Below are 22400 nucleotides of genomic sequence, written 5' to 3'. Positions count from 1 at the left end.
CGCACCGGCTAGCGATAATGATTGAGCCCGCTAAAACCTCTGTACGTATCGCGGTAGATTGCAGCCTGCTATCCGGCAGCAACGGTGGTCTGGTGCGCTACTTGCAGGCCATTCTGCCACGCATGATGGCCAACTCGCGCGACAACGTCGAATGGTATCTTTACGCTCGCTCGGCTGATTCTTGCACCCAGCTGCCAAGCCCCGCGGCTCTGCGCCAAGATCATTTACCCGAACACGCAGGTCGAATTTTAGCCCCCGCCCTATCACTGCCTTACTGGTGTCGACAGGACAAACCCGATGTGTTCTGGGCCCCCGCACACCGTTTACCACTCTGGCTGCCAAAAGAAACAGCGGGCGTAGTCACTATTCACGACCTCGCCTGGGCCAAGGTGCCAGAGACCCTGCGATCCAGCACCCGCGTACTGGATCGCACTTTAATGAGCCGCTCTGCTAGACAAGCCGAACGAGTAATAACGGTATCCAATGCGACGGCTCAAGACGTGGCCAAACACTGGCCCGAAACACAACCGCGAACCCAGGTAATCCACGCAGCCGCCGAGGCGCTGCCACCACCGGGCAGGCTGCAAGACTACGCCCCCGCCCTTGAAAAGCAGCATTACTTTTTATTTGTCGGTACACCGGAGCCACGTAAAAATCTGCCGAGGCTTCTCGAGGCTTACGCCAAAGCGTGCCACGCACAGCCGGATTTTCCCTCACTGGCAATAGCCGGGGGGCAAGGATGGGGAGGTGAGAACCTCGAAGCACAGATAACGGATTTGAAAATTTCCGGGCGGGTGCACCTGCTCGGGCAGGTGTCAGACACAATGCTGGCCACACTCTACGCCAACGCCCTGTGTCTGGTTATGCCATCCCTGTATGAAGGCTTTGGCCTGCCCATTGTCGAGGCCCTGCAGCACGGCCTGCCGATACTAACGGCCAACCTCTCCAGCATGCCAGAAGTAGCCGGGGCAGCCGGATTGCTGGTCGACCCTCTGGAGCCCGACTCTATCGCCAACGGCCTTCAGCGTGTCGCACTAGATAAGGCGCTACGCGAAAACCTGATCAAAGCCGCCGCCGATCTAGCCCCTCTCTATAGCTGGGATCGTGCAGCAGAGTCAACACTGGCCGTCCTGCTTGAAGCAGCGCAAGCCAAACGCAGCACCTCGTCACGAAACTGAACCGCGCTTTGGTGCCAACTAACAGCATAATCACATTGCGGCTGCCGCACCGGCTTACCTAGCTGCCACTGCTGAATCAACTGCTCCAACTCACTGGCCAACTCCGCTGGTTGATCAGGGGCAAAGTAACGGCAGGCGTCGCCGCCGACCTCCCGAAACACATCAATCGCCGACGCCAGTACCGGGGCGCCATAACGCATACCCTCGACAATCGGTAAACCAAAACCCTCCGCCCAGGAGGCACACACCAAAGCATCGGCGCGCTCGTAGCAAGCGCTCAGGGCCGCATCGTCTGCGTTATCAAGATGCAGCAAGCGCACACCGGCCTGCGGATGCTCACGCAGGCGATGTAAAACATCATCACTGGACCAACCCGGCCGGCCGACAACGACTAGCGTTACATCATATTTTTCCCACAGCTCATCCAGCGCGTCGAGAATAACCTGATAATTCTTGCGCGGCTCAATAGTACCCACGGCCAACACAACGAATCCGCGTACAGAATGGAGCGGATCAGAGCCCGAAAGTGGCGCCACAGCTTGATGCACCTCTGCCCCAAGCCGGAAATGCCCGGCGGGCAGGCTGCGAGCTCTTTCCGATCCACTATCTTTCAACTGCATATCCAGCGCACGACTAGTAGCGGCTGAATTAGTGATAAAAAAATCCACCCCCTCCGACACTTGCTTAAACCAACCGGTATAACCGGCGACTGTGCTGGCTTGGCACATATGCGGGATGGTGAGTGGAAATAAATCGTGCAACATAGCGCCAACATGAATACCGTCGCGTTCTTGCGCCTCAAACAGGGCGTGCAGCATTGCAGGCGAATCCCAAGTCGAATCCACTAACACGACAATATCCCCGCGGCGGAAGCGAACTTGTTTGAGAAACAAAAAGCCCAAAGGCCACACCAACAAACCAAACACACGGTAAAAGCCATCGGAGTTACTTGGCGCAGGCTCCGCTTCCTGTGCAGATTGACCGTCAACGATATCCTCACGGTCAATGCCGCCGCGAGATTTATCAAGCGAGTCCTCAACAAGTTTGCCCAGCCACCTCAATAGAGGCAAGCGCAGTACCGCCCTAACCACACGGCTTGCGGCCCCAATGCAACCTAGCGCCAAGCGCCCAAAAATCGTGATTGGATGCGCCTTCTCGGTAAGCGGCCGTTTAGGACTCAAAAAACCACGCCCCGCCCACACCAACGGCACCAACTGCACAGCGTCGCTCGACGCGCTCTGATGTTCATTCGCCAAATTGCGCGCCACCCGGCGAATACCGCTGCTGCCACCCACCAAATAAGTGTGGCTACACTCGATAAAAATTCGACGCTGTGCTGAACCGGTATTACTCACAGAGGATACCCATGGCGTTCCAGCTCAAGGTCGAAGGTATTGAGCAACCAATGATGCAGACTGCGGCTGCGGTTGGCTATCAAGGTGCGCTCCGCATCACTTAAAACAGCGGTGTATTTATCGCCATTAGCTTTCTCCGCGATACTCGCCAAGCGCAATCGGCGGTCGCGATTGCCTAGCGCAAACCACTTATTACGCTGCTCTGGAGAAGCGTCGAGGGATTTAAGAAAATCAAATTCAGCAGCCGTAAGCGCTGGGCTCAAATGTTTGTCATCAACCAGCTCAGCACCTAGACGCTCTACGCCTACAAAATCCATAACGCGGCCAAAGAAAGCCTCTCGGTTTTCAATCATATCCTCCATCAAAAACACGCCGACCTTATCTGCGCCCAAAAACTTCACTGCAAAACGAAGGTTTTTTTCGAAATCAAACCGAGTGTCGTTTATCAGGCGCAATCGCCCGCCCCACTCCAGCCATTCGGCAAAAGTAATAAAAGCCCTGCCGTTGGGTATCGTGTGATGCTTACCGTTTAGCGCGCAGGTTTTCAGAGCGTGCAAATAAGCTGACGGCAACCGCTTGAGAGGATTGCGCATAGTCACGACTAAGCGTATATCCCCCAACGCATCTTTTGCCCCCCGTAAAATCGCTTGAAATTCTACAGCTGGCTTAATCAACAACCCCTCCCAAGAGCCAAGTATTGGCTTTTCCGGCCCCCGCATCTGGGAGTAGCTTCGCAGCACTGATCGCACCTGGGCTACATCTGTGGGCTTCCAGCACTGCCAAAGAATAGGCTGCAGAGCGCGGTATATATCTTCAGAGGCGCAATGCTTGCCTGTTCTCCAGCTATTGCTCTTACCCAGGTAGCAAATACCAGGGTGCTGGCTGAACAGGGTTTCCTGCAATGTTGTCGTGGCGGTTTTAGGCAAGCCCATATGCAAAAAAACCGGAGGCAAATCAACCGCCGAGCCTGCCTGCGGCTTAGCACGCCAACGCCTAACCCGAGCCACACATGATATTACTCCGACTACCGCACCGCCCAGCAATCTCCTTGCGGGCAGCAACCAGCGCCCCACCCCAACTTTTTGCTCGGCAGCAGCAGCGGCTCGCCAAGCTTTTATGCGATCACTCACTTCATCACTAAAGTCCGCGCCTGGCGGAACCAACACTTCGGGGTAATCGTTAAAGTTCTCGTCAAACAAGGGCCCCTCGTGAGCCGGAAACGCTTGCTTGGCGACCTGGGCATTACCGGCGGCAAAGTGCCCATAAAAAGCCTCCGCCTGAGCTCGGGTGGCAGGAAAGCTACGCCCTTTATGTTTTCGGGAAATGCTGAGCACGAGAAGCTCACGCGACAGATTAAGCCCCTGGCCTGGCCCCTTGGGCCACTGCCGGTTCAGCTCCGACAGCAGCTGTACCCCCGTTTCACTGAGCGACTCATTAACCTTTGCAGGCCGCTTTTTCCCACTCATCGAGATATCCGCCAAATGACAAAAATCTGTCAGCAGGTCACCGTCATCAAGGCGTTGCGGCTCGAATATGCCCGCCTTTACCGCATCTTCACCAAACGTCTGGCTCCAATTGGCGTAAATGCGCGCGTAGTCGAAATAGTAAGGTAACGAGCCCGCCTTAAAGGGAGGGAAAACAGGTGGGTTCAACTGGCCGGTTTTGAGCTTGGTGGAATACAGGCTGACAGCAACACGATCCTGGCGGCGGAAGTACACCACCACCTCAACGTTATCACTCCAGCGACTCAGCAGCTCTTTTAGCTCAGCCAACAAGGCAGGAGTTGATAATCGGCTATGAAAGTGCTCAGAAGAAAAAACAAGGGTGTGGCGGTTGCGACAAGCCAATAGCTCCTCGTCTATAGATGTCACCAACTGCTGCCGATAGGCCTGGGCTCCAGCCTTGTCGCGAATATCCAGGCGGGCGCCTATTTCCGACTCCCACGGACGCGGCTGCACGGCGGCAACCACCCCCCACTGCGTACCGCCATGAAACCCGGTAAAACGCGGGTAAACCACGCCCTCCGAGGCAAAGGCGGCCCGGTTTTTTGCCATAAACCGCTGGATTGAGCTGGTTCCGGTTTTCTCGGTCCCTATATGTAATACAATCCTGTCAACACGTACCGGTGCTGCATCACTCCCCATGCAAATGCCTCAATCTGCCACTCAAAGGCCCGCGATTATACGGCACTCACCGTCAATCATCATCTGTAGGATCAGGGCTATTATCTACATCAAGCTCGCCAGCCTTAGCGGAATAAATCAATTGCAGAAGTCTGACAAGAAGCTTTTAGGTTTTTGGGGGACGAGCGGACTAAAACTACCCACCAATAGCAATTAGCTATAGTCGGTGGAGCCAATATCCTGGTTTGCGGCTTTGGTGCATTATGGCAACTACATGGCAAATAGAGCCGGAGGGCTTATAAACGACAGCGAATGGAAACTTCTTCAATATAAATCTACGGGTACGCCTACTGAATTTCGGCCATGTTTCCGGCCAAGATTTTATTGATTCGTAGGCAGACTCAAGCTCGTGAATGAAATCATCACCAAGGCCTGCCGCTCGTACCACGAGTAAACTTCTTGGAGCTCACCAGAAATTGCTGGGTGAAAGCTTAAATCCGCCATTACCCGGGGCGCTTAAGCTGGCTTTTAACTTCCTCCCATGACAAAAACCTCACCGCGCCGGTTTCAAGCTCATCAATTCGCCGCTCGGCAAGTTTGGCCCAAGCAGCATCTACCCCCTCATCATGTTGAGTTTCAAGGCTGGAAATCAAACAATGGGCCAGCAGCGCTCGATCACTGGCCGACAGCCCTTTTGTCTCTTGAATGACTTGTTCCAGGTTCATAGTTGAGGCACCTCGTGGAGTCAGTAAGCATCTTGGTCAATTCTAGCACGCTAGAGTTATAGGCCTGAAAGAAATGGCGTAATGAGTTGCTACAAAATTACCTGCGATTCTTACTCTCGGAGCCTTAGCCGCCCTCCGCCCGCCGGAAGCCAGAAACGAGCTGACATCACCCCCCTAATCTCGGGGTTCAAACAATCTCGGAACAAACAAAGTACAATGATCGCCATAGTCTACAGCGACCATCTATTTGCGGAATAAATTCATGCGGCCCCTTGTTTCCATCGTCATGCCTTCTTTTAACCAAGCGGAGTTCATTGAGGCATCTATAGCCAGCGTGCTGGAGCAAGACTACCCCCGCCTGGAGCTGATAGTGGCCGACGGCGGCTCGACCGACGCCACAGTTGATGTACTCACACGCATCCAAGCACAAGACGGCCGCCTGCGCTGGTTTTCCGAGCCAGATAAAGGCCCTGCCAATGCCATCAACAAAGCCCTGGCCCGCGTTCGCGGCACACTGATTGGCTGGCTGAATTCCGACGACCTTTACACACCCGGCGCAGTAGGGCGGGCGGTGAGCGCCTTAACCGGCCCCGAAAACTACGTTATGGCCTATGGCCAGGGCATTCATGTCGATGAAAATGGCAAAGAACTTAGCCGTTACCCCACCCTGCCACCTAGCACCCCCTATAACCGCTTTGCCCAGGGCTGCTATATTTGCCAACCCACCATGTTTTTTACCCGTACAGCGCACCAGCTGCTAGGCCCGCTGGACGAAAGCATCAAAACCGCGTTTGACTTTGAGTACTGGTTAAGGGCTTTTAAGGCCTTTTCTGGGCGCATCGGTTTTGTAGACGAAGTCCAGGCCTGCTCAAGGCTTCACGATGGCTGCATCACTCTAAACATGCGTTACTGGGTCGCCCTCGAAGGTTTACAGGTGCTTCACCGGCACCTGGGTAACGCCCCAGGGCATTGGTTGTTAACCTATTTTTCAGAATTATTAGAGAGCGGGGGAAAACCACCGGCAGGCGAAACGCTCTCCGAGCACGCCCATAACACATTGCAGGCAGCCCTGCCCTATTTGGGGGCAGCCGAAGCCAGCAATCTCCGGCAAACATTGAAAAGCTCGCCCCGCTACTCCCCACTGCAAATAGCCTGACGGCAAATTTTTACACTCAGACACGGGCTAGATTAATTGCGGCGCCAAACCGGCAACCTGCCGCACTACGGCACTACATATTTAATCGCCCATGCTGCTACAATACCGCGCTGAAATTAAAAGCGCGGTATTGTCCTTAACGTAAGGAAAGCCCCCGAAAGTTCACAAGGATCAGCAAGAATGCAACCTCTGTCAGTTATCATCGGACATCCCGAAGGGGATCATTCCAGCGTGCAGCGCCTATTTGCTCAGGCGCAAATAAAGGAGCTAGATAACGAGCAATCACTGTCATCGGCCATAGCCAACAATGGCCATACGTTAATTCTATACACTCCCCCGGGCCTAGCCCTCGCCCGCGCGCTGGAGCAGGATAGCGAAATCGCTTGTGACCAAGCGCTACAGCGCTGGAGCGACAGTACAAAAGCCATACTGCGCCATTTTATGCTCAACCGGGAGCATTGCACCTTGGTGAACGAGCTGGCCCTTACTTATACCCCCCAAAAGGTATTAACAGCGCTAGCCGGCAAGACCGACTACCCAATCAATACTACCCGCGAGCCAGAGTTCGAGTTAAACGCGAAGCCGTTAACAGAGGCGCTGGGCAGCTGCTTGGCATACACAGACACGAACAGCAGCAGCTTATACCGCGACCTGGAAACCGTGGCAGACGTAAACGGAGAGCAAGCCCTGCAGCAACATCAAGCCAGCCTGCGCAAAGCCCTGCAGCGGATAGCCACCGACTACACCCAACTTTCAGCCACAGCCGACAAATACCGCGAAAGCAACAAAAAGTTGCAAGAGCTCCAGAATGAGCACAGCAAGCTTTCTGAAGCAGCCAACGCACAAAATAAGGCCGCCGAGCCCAACGCCGAAAAACTGCAGGAGCTGGAAGAAGAGAACGAGCTGCTTTTATTACAACTGCATCAGGTGCAAGAAGAGCTGGAACACTACTTCTGCGAATACCAAAAGCTGACTGACCCGACCAGCCGCCAAGCCGGCACCGCCGCGCAATTTACCGCCCCGAGCGCCGGGCTAGCACTAGCAACGCTGTTTGACCTGCGTGAAGAGCAAATTATAGGAAACAACTGGTACGACGCCGAGAATGACGGCCGCTGGGCGGGCCCCGGCACAACCAGCACGCTCAACTTGCCTGCGGCGGGTCAAGGCCCCTTTGAGCTCGTATTCGACATTGTGCACGCCCTGGACACCAGTATCGTAAAGCAAATGCAAATATTGCTTAATGGCGAACCATTAAACCTTAAGCACAAATTCGGCAAACTGCCCATTAAACGCTTCCCTTGCCAAATTAGCGCGCAAATAGATTCTGCTCAAAGCTCGCAACAAGCCACATGGCACTTAGAGTTTCGTTTTCCCAAAACCCAGTCTCCTGCCGAGAAGGGCAGCGATGACCATCGCCAACTGGCTATACGGTTAAAGACAATTCTTGTTCGGGCACTTGTTGCGCCGCAGAAAGGCTGAAGTAACCATTTATGCAAAACTCAACAAGCATTGCCGAGTGGCAACTATTACTGCAAGCGCTTAACCCAGTACAGGGTTGGCTATACGTTGGCGCAGGCCGCGGCGACATGCTAGGCGAAGAACGATTTAAAAAAGTACCCAAGCTACTGGCCATAGAGGCAAATGAACACGCCACGCAACTGCTTGCCCACGCCACCTCGGCCCACAGAAACTGGCAAGCAGCACAAGCTTTAATCAGCGAATCAAACGGGCAAGCTACCTGGCACCACCTAACCCGCGAAGAAGACAACGGACTGCTATCAGCGCTAGCTCTAAGCCAACTGTGGCCCAACATACAAACGCTAGAGCAAACCCAACATCCCACCATTACCCTTAGCCAATTACTGGAAGAAAAAGGGGAAAGCCCGGAAAGCTACAACTGGCTGACCATTGACTGCCTACCCGCAACTCGCTTGCTACAAGGGTTGAACGGTTCTCTGGAATCGGTGGACATGATTGAAGTGCGCGTGGCCTTAAATGAAGCAATAGCAGCCGAATCTGGCGCCACCTTAGAAGAAAGTGACGCCTTCATACAGCCGTTAGGGTTCTCGCGCTTAGCAGTTGAAGAATCAACCAACCCACTTATCGGTCGAGTACTGTACGGGCGCAATTTTAAGGCCCTAGCCTGCGAACAACAAAGAAAGTATGCCTCGCTAGAAAATCAAAAATTCAAACTGAAAGCGGAGCTTCAAAAAGCTCGGCAGGATATTAGCGAGCTAGAGAATCAGAACTATATTTTGGCATCACAATGCACTGAACTGAAAGCGAAAAAAGAAGCCTTGCTACAGCAAGAGAACGATATTCAAAACAAGCTAGAAAACCAGAGCAATCAAGAATCAGACCTAAGAGAACAGCTAGAACAAGCGCAGGTGGAATTAAAAGAACAAATGCGCTCTGCACAGCTTAGCACCAAGCTACTGGCTAAAGCACAGGCAGACACATCCGACTTACGCAAACGCTACGCCGAAAAAGTAGAAAGCGAGCAAGAACTTAAAGACCTGATTAAAGAGCTACATGGCAAACTGCAGGCAGCGTCCCACTTTTACCGCAAAGTTGAGCAAGAGCACCCTGAGCTGCTCGAGAAATGGTAGTAAGGGCTGCAAAAACAATGTCCAAATCTACTGACCTAAAAACACTCCAACAAGAGTTACAGCAAGCACTTAGTCTTATCAATGACTACGGTGCTGAGCGCGGTGATAAAAGCCCAGCCCCACAAGAATTCAGCAGGTTTGACAACACACAAAGCCTACTGGAGCGCTGTGCTTCAGTGGTTAACAATGAAAAGAATGATGTAAAACCCACACTACGTATTATTCACCATTTTGCTTGTAGCGGCGGCAGTCTAATATCCAAATGCCTAGCGGCGCAATCTAACGTTTTCTTGCTAAGTGAAATACATCCCACTACCCGACACGGCAATGATTGGTCAAAAGCCGTTTACTCCCCTAGAGATATCGTAACTCAGGCCTACTATGGTGCAATCCCCCAAGCAGAGAAGCTTGCAGAAGAAATTTTTGTAGACTCCATAATTAAGACGGAGAAGCACACGCGCAACCTAGGAGGAACTCTCGTTATAAGAGCGCACAGTCATGCGGACTATTGCATGAAAACGCCCCCTCCTAATCTGGACACAGTAACCAGACTACTGCAGCCGCATTTCGACATAAAACAGCTAGTAACAGTGCGAAACCCTATCGATTCGTTTTTATCTTTGCGTGTAAACGGCTGGGTACACTTCCATCCAAATACCTTCGATGAATATTGCCAGCGACTGCTTAGATTTCTAAATGCTTTCGATAAACCCCAAATCGCGTATTACGAAGATTTTGTTTTGGAGCCCGAGCTGCAGCTTCGCAAATATGCAGAGCTACTTAGCATTTCCGTAACTCCGGAAGCGATTGATTACATGGACATAATGAACGTAAGCGGTGACAGCGGACGATCGGGAAGCCTAATAGAACCAAGAAAGCGAAAGCCTCTCAACGAAAGCTATAAACAAGAAATACTTGAATCAGAGTCTTTCAAAGAGCTTTGCCAATATTACAAAGTCCAGCCTTTAAGCGAATAACCAAAAGATACGGAATAACACTATGAGACCAGGGCGCAATGAAAAATAGAGGTTTAGTAGCGACAACCGTCAACCCGTTTGGCGATATTGAACATCAATTAACCTGTTTCAACTCCTGGAAGCAGGCAGGATACGCAATAAAAACATTTAACGCCCCCAAGGAAGCTGAACTGCTATTGAAGCACGGTTTGGTAGAGCAAGAAATTATCGAAATAGACGAGGGTGATACTACTTACTCACAGAATCAAAAGTACCTCCCAAAGATTCTACCTATTGTCGAGCATATTTCGCGTGTCCATCAAGATGTCATAATCACTAATTCTGACATATTCGCATTACACTCAACCCCCCTGACACGCGTATTGAAGTCACTGGCACCATGCCTTGCACTTGCTCGCCGGGAAGTTCTTTCCCTGTCGGAAATAGACCCGCGAGACAATGAGTTCTATCGCGGCGGACTAGACCTATTCTTCCTGTCGTCGGAAGCCGTAGAACCTTTTAGTGATGAGTTAAGGGTATGTGAAGCAGCGAATGTCATGGCATTTGGTGCGCCCGGATGGGACTACTTAGCCGGAGCAATCATTGAGCAGAAGTTATACGGAAGGATTTGTGATGCCCCGATTGCCGCTCATAAATATCACAAGAACACATACTCAACTCTGAACGAGTTTGCACCCTACGCTCGAGACATCGCAAGACTTCTGCACCTAGAAAAGTCAGAGCCTTACTGGGTTGCCAACGAATATGCAAAGCGCATCAGCTCACACTGCAAAACCAATTTACCCATTCGCTCGAGACTACAAACCTTTTTTCATCCTAACGGATCAAACAGAAGCTCGGACGCACCAACCTCCTCAAGCATAAAGCTTACAGATATCAATGGAATTCTGACCAATGCAAACCTTAAGCGACTTAGGGCAATAATTAAAAGAGTTAGCGAGGAAGGGGATTGGGGGGTTGCCAATCAATTCATCCCCGGCTGCTTTGTTAGAACCGCCCCCATGACAGCAAAACTATTTACCTTGTGGAATTTTCTTCAAGCGCAACCGCAAAGCCACCAAACACTTTCAAACCGCTACCCGGAAGGCAGTCTGCATAAAGCCGAAATAAAAAACTGTGAAATCCTTCCCGGGGCTCAGCGCGACGATGCAATTTTTAGTGTTTTCGCCTCAGAATTAGTGAACCATAAAATCTTCAACAAACGCTTATTCGATTATTTAGTGTGGTCAAGCACCACTTCAACTCAAGTAGATATACTCGCGCGTATAAAGCTCTGCCTAGGAGGCGCATAACATGTACCTAGACATCGTCCCACTGAACGAAAAATGCCAACTGCCATGGGAAAAAGAAAGAATTGTAACGACCGATAAATCACTACCATCAATGTCTATCGTAATACCGGTTTTCAATAGTGGCGCCTTTCTAGAAAAGACTTTGAGAAGTCTTCTTTGCAATGATCTGTCTGGCGTAGAAATTATCATGCAGGATGGGGGAAGTAACGACAACTCTCATAGTATTATTCATCACTACAAAGACATGTTTGCGCAAATCTACTCAGAGAAAGATGAAGGACAGTCCGACGCAATTAATAAAGGCTACCAAAAATCCAATGGAGACATTCTTTACTGGCTAAATGGCGATGACATAATTCTGCCAAACACCATTATAAAAGTCAGAGAATACTTTGCTGAACATCCCGAATGCAATGTACTGGTTGGCGATGCCTATATGACGGAAATCGATTTCAAGCCGATCAACCACTTTAAGTTTAACGAAACAAAACTTCAATTTGATTATCTACTCGACTATGCAAAAAACCACTTGATCCAGCCAAGTGTATTTTTTACACAAGAAGCATGGAATTCTATCGGCCCCCTTAATATAGACGATCATTATGCTATGGATGCTGATCTCTTCATCGGCATGGCTAGAAAATATAAATTCCACCACATTCCGCTGGACATCGCCTATAGCGTATACCATGAGGAATGCAAAACCCGAGGTGCACGCGCCGAATCCATTTCCGCCTTGGCACTAGTTCAAGCCAAGCACGGTGGAACCCAACAAGCTAAGAACACCCTAAGCATCCTGACGGACCTTTACAACGAACTACAGAAAAAAGTAGATAGCTTATCGCAGCACGAAACGTTGGCATCACAGCTTGAATTGACAACAGCTGAACTTAATGACCTCAAAAAACTAGTAGACAAGAAGAAGCAAACGCTGCTTCAGGCGGACCTTGAGGCGGAGTCATGAAAATAGCCATACTATCAAGCGCTTCAGGCGGCGGCGCCGGAATAGCAGCATATCGAATTTTTGAAGCAATACAGAAACACCATTCCGATCGATGTGATGTCGAATTTATTGATATGCAAGCACTATGCTCTGTATCTGATCGTGTTTCGCCTCCCGTCAATGCAACGAATGGCACGATCGGCAACACGCACTATACAGTAGACTTTGCATCAGAGGTCCGCCCCCACATCATAAAAATGCTCATGAAGTATGACGTTCTGAATATACATTGGGCGAGCTACCTACTTACAATTGCCGAAATATTTGAACTAGCTAAAACTGGCAAGAGAATCGTCTTTACCCTACACGACTTTTACTATTTTACTGGCGGCTGCCATTACCCCTCAACATGCAGGCAGTATTTAACATCCTGCAAACTGTGCCCTCAAGTAAATACGACGCTAATGCCACAAAAAGATGTAGAGGCGGCACACAACCTTAAACGCATGATATTTTCTTTCAAGAACGTAACTCTAACCGCCCCAAGTGAATACATTGTCAGAAAAGCGATAGAAGCTAAGATTGTACCTCAAAGCCGCGGAATAACAATTCGCAACGCGTATGAACCAATCACACATAAGAAACGTGCAGCGAACCTAGATGGAAGAGTTCACATTCTTGTAATAGCCGACTCCTTTTATGAAATACGAAAACAACTGCAACTCGCAATAGATGGCTTCATAAAACTAGCGAAACTGGCACCAGAGAAAATAGAGAACTTCGTCATTCACTTGGTAGGCAGGCTAGACAAAGAAGTATTGAATCAACTAACACCCCATGGCTATAAGGTCATCAACCATGGCCACAAGAGTAATCACGAAGACATTGTAGATATTTACTGTCAAGTAGACTACCTACTAACACCGTCACTTGACGATAACTGGCCAAATATTTTAGTTGAGAGCAGTGCCTACGGTGTGACGCCTATTGTAGGGCCAGGACACGGATGCGAAGAGTTTACAGTAGAATTAGGAGCGGGCACCGTTCTTCAAGATTATTCTGATATTGCAGTTGCAGAAGCCATCTCATCACTAAGCAAACGCCTATTTAAAGGAAAAGCCAGATCGATATCGATGCACAATCCCTTGATCATTTCGAGCAGCTATATCAACCTATTTGCCAGAGACAATATTTAGTACACAGGTTATCAAATGAAGTTATATCTAGATTTGGACGAAATCGACAACATACCCGAAGCCTATCAGAAAAGCGCAACTGACATTATGAGGATCACAGGGCTAAACACCGGAAACTTTGCTTTCCGTCATGCTCTACGTCACCTAGTATCAGACCTTGACTCCTACAAGTTAGTTAACTGGGGAAACGCTCGCAAATTAATTGAACAGAAAGTAAAAGCTGAAAAACTATTAATCTCTTGCGCGAATTGGTTGGGGTTTTCCGAAGCAGATGAACGCTCAAATCTCGTGAGAGCCAAGGTAATTGAGGACTTTGGCGCCCCAGTGGTAGCGTTCGGCTTGGGCGCGCAAGCATCTAGTGTTAGCCAAGATTTAGAGCTTGGGCCCAACACAGCACGGCTAGCAAGGGCCATATCAAACCACTCCGAACAAGTAAGCGTTCGCGACCATTTTACCTTAACGCTTTTACAAAAAGCCGGAATTCAAAATGCTATCGTAACTGGGTGTCCTTCTAACTTAATCAACCAATCCGATGATTTTATAAAAAACCTGTCTACCCAGGCGAAAAAAAGCCGAGAAAAAAGCTTAAACTTCCAAAAATTTGTATTAGGTGAGTTTAGTGGCGGGAACGAACACTCGGGCGCGGTCCTTCGAAAGACACTGGGCTTTATGAATGTCACAAACTCTAACTATTTAATTCAAAGCCCTGTTTTATATCCTTTTTTTCTAAGAGAATCGGATGAGATTCCTGCACCTTACAGAGCAAACAAACCGGACGGCATATCCCATGAGCGTTTAGCCGGCCTCCTGAAGCAGCAGGTATTAGGATTCTCATCTATCGATTCTTGGCTAGACTTCTCAAGGACTTGCGACCTTAGTTTCGGAATGCGAATTCACGGAAACATGATCCCACTGCAAGCCGGTGTTCCCTCAGTTTTGATAGCACATGACTCGAGAACACTAGGCCTGAGTGACTCCATGGCATTTCCTAGAATTCCTCTATCGATTTTCTTAAAGACAGACCTTTTAGACTTACCGGAGCTAATGTATACCGAGTTTCTAGAGCAGCTCCCACTATATGAAGACAAACGACAACACCTTAAAAGGGTTTTCCGAGATTATCTAGAAGCCAACAACATTTAAGCAACTCCCGCAACACTAATTAGTGAGTTAAATTACCTAAAGGTGAGAATCTTGATTAAGCGAGACCCGGCAAAGCCTATAATATTCATGCACATACCCAAAACGGCAGGATCAACACTGCATCAACTATTCCACCTCAATTTCAAAAGGAACGAAATTTATACACTCGGAATAACAGGAGCCCCGACAAATGGGAAATTTAGTGACCGACATAAAGCATCAATAGAAAACCTGTACTCTTTAGGTAAATCTAAACTTTCAGGGCTCAAGGCAGTTATTGGGCACATGCCCTATGGACTACACGAAGCATTTGACTCCGATGCCCAGTACATAACCGTACTTCGCCACCCTATCAGCAGAATATTATCTCATTATAATTTTGTTAAAGAGAACTCAAACCATTATCTACACGAACGATTGAAAAATGAAGCACCAACAGTAGGTGACTATGTAGAACGCCTAAAATCAAAAGAGTTAAACAATGGGATGCTTAGGTTTTTTCTCGGAAGAGATCATAATAAAATACCATTCGACGGCTGCCACAGGGAAATGATTGAAATTGCTCTTGATAGAGTAGAGAAGCGATTCGTAAATGTAGGAATTCAAGAGCACTTCGAAGACAGTGTTAAGCTCATTTGTAAATCAAATAACTGGGAGAGCCTAGAAATAGAGTCAAAGAACATTAGCAAATCTAAGTACACTACAACTCTAGACAAAGACGAAGCAGAATCAATTTTAAGGTACAACTCTCTAGACCTGTTACTGTACGAAGAAATAAGAAGAAGATTTTTAGAAGGCCAGGAAAAAACGAGCGCCCCTTAGAAAGGTAAAGGAACACTAGCGTAGAAATGCACTTAGTCAAACTTCTTACGAGAACCCCATGAAAAAAGCACTAATCACCGGCGTTACCGGTCAAGACGGCTCCTATTTAGCGGAATTCCTATTAGAGAAAGGCTACGAGGTTCACGGCATTAAACGCCGCGCGTCTTTATTCAACACTCAAAGAGTGGACCATATCTATCAAGATCCACACGTAGAAAATCAAAACTTTGTTTTGCACTACGGCGACTTGACCGATTCATCTAACTTGACACGTATTTTGCAGGAAGTTCAACCGGATGAAGTTTACAATCTGGGCGCGCAATCGCACGTAGCAGTATCGTTTGAATCTCCAGAATATACAGCCGATGTAGACGCAATGGGTACCCTTCGGATTTTGGAGGCTATTCGCCTGTTGGGCTTGGAGAAAAAAACCAGGTTCTACCAAGCCTCCACCTCTGAACTTTATGGCTTGGTGCAAGAAACGCCGCAAAAAGAAACTACACCCATGTACCCCCGCTCACCCTATGCGGTGGCCAAGCTTTACGCCTATTGGATTACTATTAACTATCGCGAATCTTACGGCATGTATGCCTGCAACGGCATTTTGTTTAACCACGAATCCCCTCGGCGCGGTGAAACCTTTGTTACCCGTAAAATCACCCGCGGCTTAGCTAATATCGCACAAGGCTTAGAAGACTGTTTGTATATGGGCAATATGGACGCCTTGCGTGACTGGGGCCATGCTAAAGACTACGTACGCATGCAATGGATGATGCTGCAGCAAGACCGACCTGAAGACTTCGTAATTGCCACCGGCGTTCAATACTCGGTTCGTGAATTTATAAGCTGGTCTGCTAAGGAGCTTGGCATTACCCTACGTTTTGAAGGCAAAGGGGTAGAGGAGCAAGGTATTGTAGAAGCAATAGAAGGCAGTAACGCACCCAATATTAAGGTTGGCGACGCCATCGTTAAAGTAGACCCACGCTACTTCCGTCCAGCAGAGGTAGAAACACTACTCGGAGATCCAAGTAAAGCGAAAGAGAAACTCGGCTGGACGCCCGAGATCACCACTCAAGAAATGTGCGCCGAAATGGTTGCTGAAGACCTTCAGGTTGCCAAACGCCACGCCCTGCTCAAAGAGCACGGTTATGAAATTCCGGTATCGGTGGAATAATGCTTAGTGAAAACATAAGCAAGGTATTTGTCGTGTCACTACCGGGAGCAGCGGAGCGTCGACGGCATATTCGCGAGCATTTCTCAACTCAAGGGATTATTGATTACGAGTTTGTAAAGGCAACAACGCCAGAGAGCGACAGGGTTAAAGAGCTATACCGAAATTCATGCGTAAAACCGTACCCCAATTGCTTTCGATGCAACAAAACACCCTGCCATTGCAGTAACAATGTACTGATTCCGCAACAGGTAGCGAACTGGCTATCCTTTGCAGACGTGTGGAAAAAGGCTGCCCAAAATATTGGCTGGACACTTATATGCGAAGACGACGTGCTTTTCTATGAAAACGGAATCTCGCTGCTTAACAAGCTTATGCAAAAGCGTGATAACTCCAATAAGCCACAACTAATCAGACTTTCTCAGTCGGGGCAGGATACTCACCAAACACTATCGGAAGTAATTGATCTTCAAGAAAGCCAGAAAAGGGTGATGAGCAATCCCGCCTACTTAATCAACCAAGCAATGGCAAAGTACTTGCTCAGTCAGTTTGAAGTGATTGATACAACATCAGATGTATGGGTCCACTCGACCATAGCAAGCAGCCCTGACATCGATGCAGCAACTGTTGAGCCGCTTATTGCAACAGAGTTATCTTTTAATAAGAGCTTCGCTCGCTTTCCTTCTGCCATTCACCCTAAAGGCATCGACAAAGATGATGCTGCACGTCAGAGCGCACACATAAAGCGCGTTGAATCTGAAGCCGAGTACAAAAAACTACTCGACTTGTGGACAAGTCCCTCCCCTAACAGGAAAAGGATCGACCGCTCGACAGATGAAAGCTTTATCCAACGCCACTATGAGGAACACTACAACCATAAAGAGACTAGGGAGAAATGGAAGAGTATTGATGCAAAAGGAAACCCCATACCCTGGATAACGTATAGCGCCTTATTCCAAATAGAGCGTTATGACTATTCAAGTTCACATATTTTTGAGTGGGGGTCTGGTTACTCTACTGAGTTTTGGTCAAAAAGAAGTGCCTCCGTCACCACCGTAGACCATGATGCAACCTGGCACGATTTCGCAAAAAGATTAAAACGGCCAAATACCAGATATATATTGTCAAGCCTAGCGGAATACTCGGGTCAAATCGACATTGCGAATACATCTAGCAAGAAGTATGACGTTATAGTCATAGACGGATACATTCACGGCTCCTTACGCTATCATTGCGCCGAACGAGCTGTCCATGCCCTGGCACACGGAGGCTTCATTGTACTGGACAATTCTGACTGGCTACCCGACACTTGCGCATTTTTTCGCGATCGCGGCTTCAACCAAGCTGATTATGCTGGGTTTGGCCCATCCAACAAGTACCCTTGGGTGACATCTATTTTCTCACTTGGAAACATTACAATCCCACGCCACGCTTCACCAAACCCTGGATTTATAGCTGGCGGAATTCAGAATATAAGAGACTGAAAGTGATAGACAGCACCGAACTAATAGAAGTTGTTAAGCAATTAGAGCTGTCCCTTCCGGACAACTACAATTCTTTCTCTATCGATGATAAATCACACATCTGTAAACTACTTGATGACTTATTAAAGGTTAAGCGAGACCTTGATCAAGCAAAAGCTCTCAACGAACCCAAACTAGATTGCCTAAGACTTGAACTTTTAAGACTGTCAGCACAAACTAAACTAATCACTAACCTAGAGATAATAAGCAGTGCAAAACCTGCTGCATCAAAGCTTTCTACTGAAAATACGCTATACCAAGGTCTCGACAATATAGACCGTCAGCTCGAACACTACCTAAACTATGACAACGGTTATTATATTGAACTTGGAGCGAACAACGGCTTAAGCCAATCCAATACAGCCTACTTTGAGAAAGAAAGAGGCTGGAAGGGCGTTCTTATCGAGCCTATATTGCATAACTTTCTTGAGTGTAAAAAGAACCGGTCTGAGTCTAATTATTTTTGCAATGCAGCCTGCGTACCTTTCAATTACCCACAAGAGACTGTAAAACTTCTCTATTCCAACTTAATGACAAGCCAAGAAAGTGAGTTTTCAACACTAAGCAATGTTCAAGAACACGCTCAACGTGGAAAACGTTTCCTACAAAGTCATGAAGAGGTAGTTCCTTATTTTGCTCTTGCCAGAACGCTCACCGATATACTCGAAGACGCCAAGGCACCAAGAGATATTGACTTTTTATCCCTCGATGTTGAAGGTGTTGAACTGGAAGTCTTGAAAGGGTTAGATTTCAACAAGCACACCATAAAATATATGCTTATTGAAAGCGAAGATGTTGAAACACTTTCCGAATACCTAGCTACTCATGGCTACAAAAAAATCGACAGGCTGTCTTACCATGACCACCTCTTCCAATTGGATACCGATTAAAGGAACGCCAGCATGAAAAATATTTTTGTAGCCGGCCATAACGGCATGGTTGGATCGGCAATCGTCCGTCAACTTCAAGCGAAGAGCGATGTAAATGTCATTACCCGCACTCGTAAAGAGCTCAATCTACTTGACCAACAATCGGTTCAGGCCTTCTTCGAATCTGAATCAGTAAATCAAGTGTACTTAGCTGCCGCTAAAGTCGGCGGCATTATCGCCAACAATACCTACCCCGCCGAGTTTATTTACGAAAACCTGATGATTGAGTCGAATATTATTCACTCGGCCCATAAAGTAGGCGTGCAACAACTGTTATTTTTAGGTTCATCATGTATTTATCCGAAACTGGCAGAGCAGCCTATGCGGGAAGATGCACTACTGACCGGTACGCTGGAGCCTACTAACGAGCCTTATGCCATTGCCAAGATTGCGGGCATTAAGTTGTGTGAGAGCTATAACCGACAGTACGGTCGCGATTACCGCTCAGTGATGCCAACCAATTTATACGGCCCGAACGACAATTTTCACCCGGAGAACAGCCACGTTATTCCCGCCTTACTCCGCCGATTCCACGAAGCCAAAGAGCGCGGTGATAACTCTGTAACGGCCTGGGGTTCTGGCTCCCCGATGCGTGAATTCTTGCATGTTGACGATATGGCAGCGGCGTGTGTATTTGTTATGAACCTGGAAAACGCAACCTACCAAGAGCACACTCAGCCAATGTTAAGCCACATTAACGTAGGCACAGGCGTAGACTGCACCATTAAAGAGTTAACCGAAACCGTTGCCAAAGTGGTGGGATTTACAGGAAGTATTGAATGGGATACATCCAAGCCGGACGGTACACCACGCAAATTGATGGACGTATCGCGCCTCCGCAATCTGGGCTGGACTTATTCTATAGAACTGGAGGACGGCCTGCGCAATGCTTACCAATGGTTTTTAAACAACCAGAGTAATTTCAGGGGCTAAACTTGTATTTAAGCACTAAAGACTTTACCCAAGTCATTGCCCATACACCTTTAGTATCTATTGACCTTGTGGTAAGAAACCCACAAGGTCAGTTTCTTTTAGGGTGGCGCACTAACCGACCGGCTAAGAACCACTGGTTTGTACCGGGCGGGCGCATTCAGAAAGAAGAGCGCCTAGAAAGTGCTTTTTTAAGGCTCACCAAAGCCGAGCTGGGGTTAGAAATACCTATGCCCAAAGCAAGGTGGAAAGGCCTATATGAGCACTTTTACGATGATTTTGTTTTTGCTGACAATTCAACGCAAACGGTTTCTACGCATTATGTTGTGCTTGCTTTCGAAGTCGCACTAAAACAAATGCTAAAAGACCTGCCTAAAGTGCAGCACGCTGAATACCAGTGGATGACGGTTCCGGAGATTCTAGCAAACCCACAGGTTCATGATTACAGCCGTGCATACTTCACGTAGCAATTACCTTTTATAAGTAACCAATTGCGATAACACGGCCTGAGACCTTAAGCCTTCTCTTCATCAATAGCCTGCGACCAATTACAATCTCTATTAACCCTTTAATCGTCAAATACATAAGGAGAAAAACCTTGTCCGATGCCGCTTCTGGCAGCTTTCGTTGGCTCTTGTCTCTTGGTGGCAAGTTCTTTCGGGTGGCCCCTGGGCCAACGCTACTAGCTATTCCCGTTACACTTGTGTCACAAGTTTCAATGCTGCTAGCGTTTCTGCTCCCCCTGAAAGTGCTAATTCTGATAGGGTCTGAAGGTCTTCCTCATTACCTTCCCAAGAATTTAATTCCGTTAGAGCGTGACACCTTGATTCTGTGCTTAAGCATAGCGACACCGGGCTTCTTTGTTCTTCACCTGATTGCGGAGCGACTGCTGCGCCTTATTTCAGATAGTGGCGCAAAGCGCTTACTTACCCAAAGCCGCAAAGTTGTGCTATTTGAGAACCAAGACGACATTGCAGCCTCTAGCTATCGCCGTTATGCCGAGGCGTTATCCAACGCGGTGTTTATTGCTTGCGTCTGGCTGGCTGTAGCTGTTTTTTTCCCTCCATTGTGTTTGTTTCTGATTGGCTATACGGCCATATGCACTATGAGCATTGCGCTAGTACACAAATGCAGCAAACCTTTACGGGAACGTATTGACGAAAACTTAGTTCCTCTAACTCAAGTGCTAACGGCAATAGGTTTCTTACTCGCCTTCTTATTATTGGTCGTGCAGTTTTTATCCGGTGCCGCCCAGGGCTTTTTATTTGCCATTATCTCCCTGCTACTTACGCGCCAAGCGTTTACGCGAACAAACCAGTTGGTATCCGCCATTGTAAATTTGCATAATAATCGGCGCAAATTAAACGCTTTATTTTTTGCTCACCATACCCTTTCGCAAAAAGATGAAAAGCAGTTTCAGTTTTGGTCTTTGTTCGTTCTAGAGTCCCGCGAACACTGGCTGCGCTCCTTTTTACTTGAGCACTTAGCAATTAACCCACAGCGACTGAGTATTTATTGGCACCAAACCGGAGTAAATGAAGTCGTCGCCCTGGAAGTTGACGCACTGGATGACAAAGAAGAGCGGATTGGCCGTTATTTGCTCAGGCTGTATGGGCGCACCCCTTCCCTACTTGCAAGCCACGAGGCCACTCTGTTATTTGAAGAATCCAGCAAGGATTTACCGGCCCTGCCGTTGTTAGCGGCAGGGCCGGTGGAAAAGTGGCATTGCCACTTGTTCGCACTGCCCGATAACTGCACACCTGTCGCGCCTGGAAAACACTCAGAAGCTTACCTCGCTGCTCTGTGGTCTTTTGACCCACCAGAAGACCTGACCGACCGCTATGCCCGCTCACACCCTATACTTTGGCAACGCCTGGATGCTGATGTTTTTGAACGCTTATACATGGCGGCTAGCGATCAACAAAGACCACTAGTGCACCAACTGGAAGAGCTGCTACCCGATATGCTAGCGAGGCTCCGCAATTTACCTTTAGCGATGGTTAACCCTGAAGTTAATGCCAACACCCTGCTACAGGACGGCGAGGGAAAGCTTTGGATTTCCGCCTGGGGCCGCTGGGCTCTGGAACCGCTTGGCAGCAGCTGGCCAATTGCACCGAAGAGTTTGCAGAACATCTCGCACGCTTTGCAACAAGCATCTAAACAGCGGCCAGCCTTAAAGTCGGTAGACGTACAAGCCGTGATTTTGGCCGCGTTATTGTTTCAATTTGATAGACTGTGCACCCGGCAGCTGTACCTGGACGCATTAGCCCTGATCCCCCGACTGCTAAAAGCCCAGGCTAATAACGAATACTAAAATTTCTTACACGC

General features: G+C 48.5%; 19 protein-coding genes. 16 read left to right on the top strand and 3 right to left on the bottom strand.

Annotated features, from left to right (window positions below; translation table 11 throughout):
* Positions 1-17: 17 nt before the first annotated feature.
* The gene (locus NHM04_RS13960; protein WP_254264376.1) at positions 18-1178 is read left to right on the top strand and encodes a glycosyltransferase family 1 protein; all 1161 of its coding nucleotides are present in this window, start codon (positions 18-20) and stop codon (positions 1176-1178) included.
* Here NHM04_RS13960 and NHM04_RS13955 read toward each other — a convergent pair.
* The 3 genes from NHM04_RS13955 to NHM04_RS13945 form a co-directional block, all read right to left on the bottom strand.
* Positions 1091-2533: a glycosyltransferase family 1 protein gene (locus NHM04_RS13955; RefSeq protein ID WP_254264375.1), complete on the bottom strand. Its 1443-nt coding sequence runs from the start codon at positions 2531-2533 to the stop codon at positions 1091-1093. The genes NHM04_RS13960 and NHM04_RS13955 overlap by 88 nt on opposite strands.
* On the bottom strand, positions 2530-4587 hold the full coding sequence (locus NHM04_RS13950; RefSeq protein WP_254264374.1) for a hypothetical protein: 2058 nt from the start codon (positions 4585-4587) through the stop codon (positions 2530-2532). The genes NHM04_RS13955 and NHM04_RS13950 overlap by 4 nt, the downstream gene beginning before the upstream one ends.
* Positions 4588-5159: 572 nt before the next feature.
* Positions 5160-5381 carry an addiction module protein gene (locus tag NHM04_RS13945; RefSeq protein ID WP_254264373.1) on the bottom strand — a complete coding sequence of 74 codons (222 nt, stop codon included), beginning with the start codon at positions 5379-5381 and terminating at the stop codon, positions 5160-5162.
* A 262-nt stretch (positions 5382-5643) separates the two neighbouring features.
* Here NHM04_RS13945 and NHM04_RS13940 point away from each other — a divergent pair, with 262 nt between their 5' ends.
* From NHM04_RS13940 to NHM04_RS13870, 15 genes are all read left to right on the top strand, one after another.
* Entirely contained in the window at positions 5644-6537 is an 894-nt protein-coding gene (locus NHM04_RS13940; RefSeq protein ID WP_254264372.1) for a glycosyltransferase family 2 protein, read from the top strand.
* A gap of 180 nt (positions 6538-6717) precedes the next feature.
* Positions 6718-8016: a hypothetical protein gene (locus NHM04_RS13935; RefSeq protein ID WP_254264371.1), complete on the top strand. Its 1299-nt coding sequence runs from the start codon at positions 6718-6720 to the stop codon at positions 8014-8016.
* 11 nt (positions 8017-8027) lie between these two features.
* Entirely contained in the window at positions 8028-9146 is a 1119-nt protein-coding gene (locus NHM04_RS13930) for a hypothetical protein (protein ID WP_254264370.1), read from the top strand.
* A gap of 17 nt (positions 9147-9163) precedes the next feature.
* Positions 9164-10123 (top strand): sulfotransferase, encoded by a 960-nt coding sequence (locus NHM04_RS13925; protein ID WP_254264369.1) that lies wholly within the window; start codon positions 9164-9166, stop codon positions 10121-10123.
* Between the two features lie 38 nt (positions 10124-10161).
* On the top strand, positions 10162-11415 hold the full coding sequence (locus NHM04_RS13920) for a hypothetical protein (protein ID WP_254264368.1): 1254 nt from the start codon (positions 10162-10164) through the stop codon (positions 11413-11415).
* Position 11416: 1 nt separating this feature from the next.
* The gene (locus NHM04_RS13915) at positions 11417-12379 is read left to right on the top strand and encodes a glycosyltransferase family 2 protein (protein ID WP_254264367.1); all 963 of its coding nucleotides are present in this window, start codon (positions 11417-11419) and stop codon (positions 12377-12379) included.
* Complete coding sequence (locus NHM04_RS13910; RefSeq protein WP_254264366.1) at positions 12376-13554, top strand: glycosyltransferase; 1179 nt, start codon at positions 12376-12378, stop codon at positions 13552-13554. The genes NHM04_RS13915 and NHM04_RS13910 overlap by 4 nt, the downstream gene beginning before the upstream one ends.
* Before the next feature lie 15 nt (positions 13555-13569).
* Positions 13570-14697: a polysaccharide pyruvyl transferase family protein gene (locus tag NHM04_RS13905; protein ID WP_254264365.1), complete on the top strand. Its 1128-nt coding sequence runs from the start codon at positions 13570-13572 to the stop codon at positions 14695-14697.
* Positions 14698-14748: 51 nt separating this feature from the next.
* Complete coding sequence (locus NHM04_RS13900; protein ID WP_254264364.1) at positions 14749-15519, top strand: sulfotransferase family 2 domain-containing protein; 771 nt, start codon at positions 14749-14751, stop codon at positions 15517-15519.
* Positions 15520-15577: 58 nt separating this feature from the next.
* Complete coding sequence (gene gmd / locus NHM04_RS13895) at positions 15578-16693, top strand: GDP-mannose 4,6-dehydratase (protein WP_254264363.1); 1116 nt, start codon at positions 15578-15580, stop codon at positions 16691-16693.
* Entirely contained in the window at positions 16693-18174 is a 1482-nt protein-coding gene (locus NHM04_RS13890; RefSeq protein WP_254264362.1) for a glycosyltransferase family 25 protein, read from the top strand. Before gmd ends, NHM04_RS13890 begins: the two co-directional genes overlap by 1 nt.
* Positions 18175-18176: 2 nt before the next feature.
* On the top strand, positions 18177-19103 hold the full coding sequence (locus NHM04_RS13885) for an FkbM family methyltransferase (RefSeq protein WP_254264361.1): 927 nt from the start codon (positions 18177-18179) through the stop codon (positions 19101-19103).
* A 12-nt stretch (positions 19104-19115) separates the two neighbouring features.
* The gene (locus tag NHM04_RS13880) at positions 19116-20075 is read left to right on the top strand and encodes a GDP-L-fucose synthase (protein ID WP_254264360.1); all 960 of its coding nucleotides are present in this window, start codon (positions 19116-19118) and stop codon (positions 20073-20075) included.
* Positions 20076-20077: 2 nt separating this feature from the next.
* A complete protein-coding gene (locus tag NHM04_RS13875; protein ID WP_254264359.1) occupies positions 20078-20539 on the top strand; it encodes a GDP-mannose mannosyl hydrolase in 462 nt (153 codons plus the stop codon).
* Positions 20540-20790: 251 nt separating this feature from the next.
* Positions 20791-22386: a hypothetical protein gene (locus NHM04_RS13870; RefSeq protein ID WP_254264358.1), complete on the top strand. Its 1596-nt coding sequence runs from the start codon at positions 20791-20793 to the stop codon at positions 22384-22386.
* Positions 22387-22400: the final 14 nt, after the last annotated feature.

Source organism: Gilvimarinus sp. DA14, assembly GCF_024204685.1.
In the GTDB taxonomy this organism is placed as follows: Bacteria; Pseudomonadota; Gammaproteobacteria; order Pseudomonadales; family Cellvibrionaceae; genus Gilvimarinus.
This window is presented reverse-complemented; position numbering and strand designations above follow the sequence as displayed.

Excerpts from the sequence above, each read along its gene's own strand:
- NHM04_RS13960 (WP_254264376.1), top strand. The coding sequence starts at position 18 with ATGATTGAGCCCGCTAAAACCTCTGTACGTATCGCGGTAGATTGCAGC.
- NHM04_RS13950 (WP_254264374.1), bottom strand. The coding sequence starts at position 4,587 with ATGGCAAAAAACCGGGCCGCCTTTGCCTCGGAGGGCGTGGTTTACCCG.
- NHM04_RS13945 (WP_254264373.1), bottom strand. The coding sequence starts at position 5,381 with ATGAACCTGGAACAAGTCATTCAAGAGACAAAAGGGCTGTCGGCCAGT.
- NHM04_RS13940 (WP_254264372.1), top strand. The coding sequence starts at position 5,644 with ATGCGGCCCCTTGTTTCCATCGTCATGCCTTCTTTTAACCAAGCGGAG.
- NHM04_RS13935 (WP_254264371.1), top strand. The coding sequence starts at position 6,718 with ATGCAACCTCTGTCAGTTATCATCGGACATCCCGAAGGGGATCATTCC.
- NHM04_RS13930 (WP_254264370.1), top strand. The coding sequence starts at position 8,028 with ATGCAAAACTCAACAAGCATTGCCGAGTGGCAACTATTACTGCAAGCG.
- NHM04_RS13925 (WP_254264369.1), top strand. The coding sequence starts at position 9,164 with ATGTCCAAATCTACTGACCTAAAAACACTCCAACAAGAGTTACAGCAA.
- NHM04_RS13920 (WP_254264368.1), top strand. The coding sequence starts at position 10,162 with ATGAAAAATAGAGGTTTAGTAGCGACAACCGTCAACCCGTTTGGCGAT.
- NHM04_RS13915 (WP_254264367.1), top strand. The coding sequence starts at position 11,417 with ATGTACCTAGACATCGTCCCACTGAACGAAAAATGCCAACTGCCATGG.
- NHM04_RS13910 (WP_254264366.1), top strand. The coding sequence starts at position 12,376 with ATGAAAATAGCCATACTATCAAGCGCTTCAGGCGGCGGCGCCGGAATA.
- NHM04_RS13905 (WP_254264365.1), top strand. The coding sequence starts at position 13,570 with ATGAAGTTATATCTAGATTTGGACGAAATCGACAACATACCCGAAGCC.
- gmd (WP_254264363.1), top strand. The coding sequence starts at position 15,578 with ATGAAAAAAGCACTAATCACCGGCGTTACCGGTCAAGACGGCTCCTAT.
- NHM04_RS13890 (WP_254264362.1), top strand. The coding sequence starts at position 16,693 with ATGCTTAGTGAAAACATAAGCAAGGTATTTGTCGTGTCACTACCGGGA.
- NHM04_RS13880 (WP_254264360.1), top strand. The coding sequence starts at position 19,116 with ATGAAAAATATTTTTGTAGCCGGCCATAACGGCATGGTTGGATCGGCA.
- NHM04_RS13870 (WP_254264358.1), top strand. The coding sequence starts at position 20,791 with ATGCTGCTAGCGTTTCTGCTCCCCCTGAAAGTGCTAATTCTGATAGGG.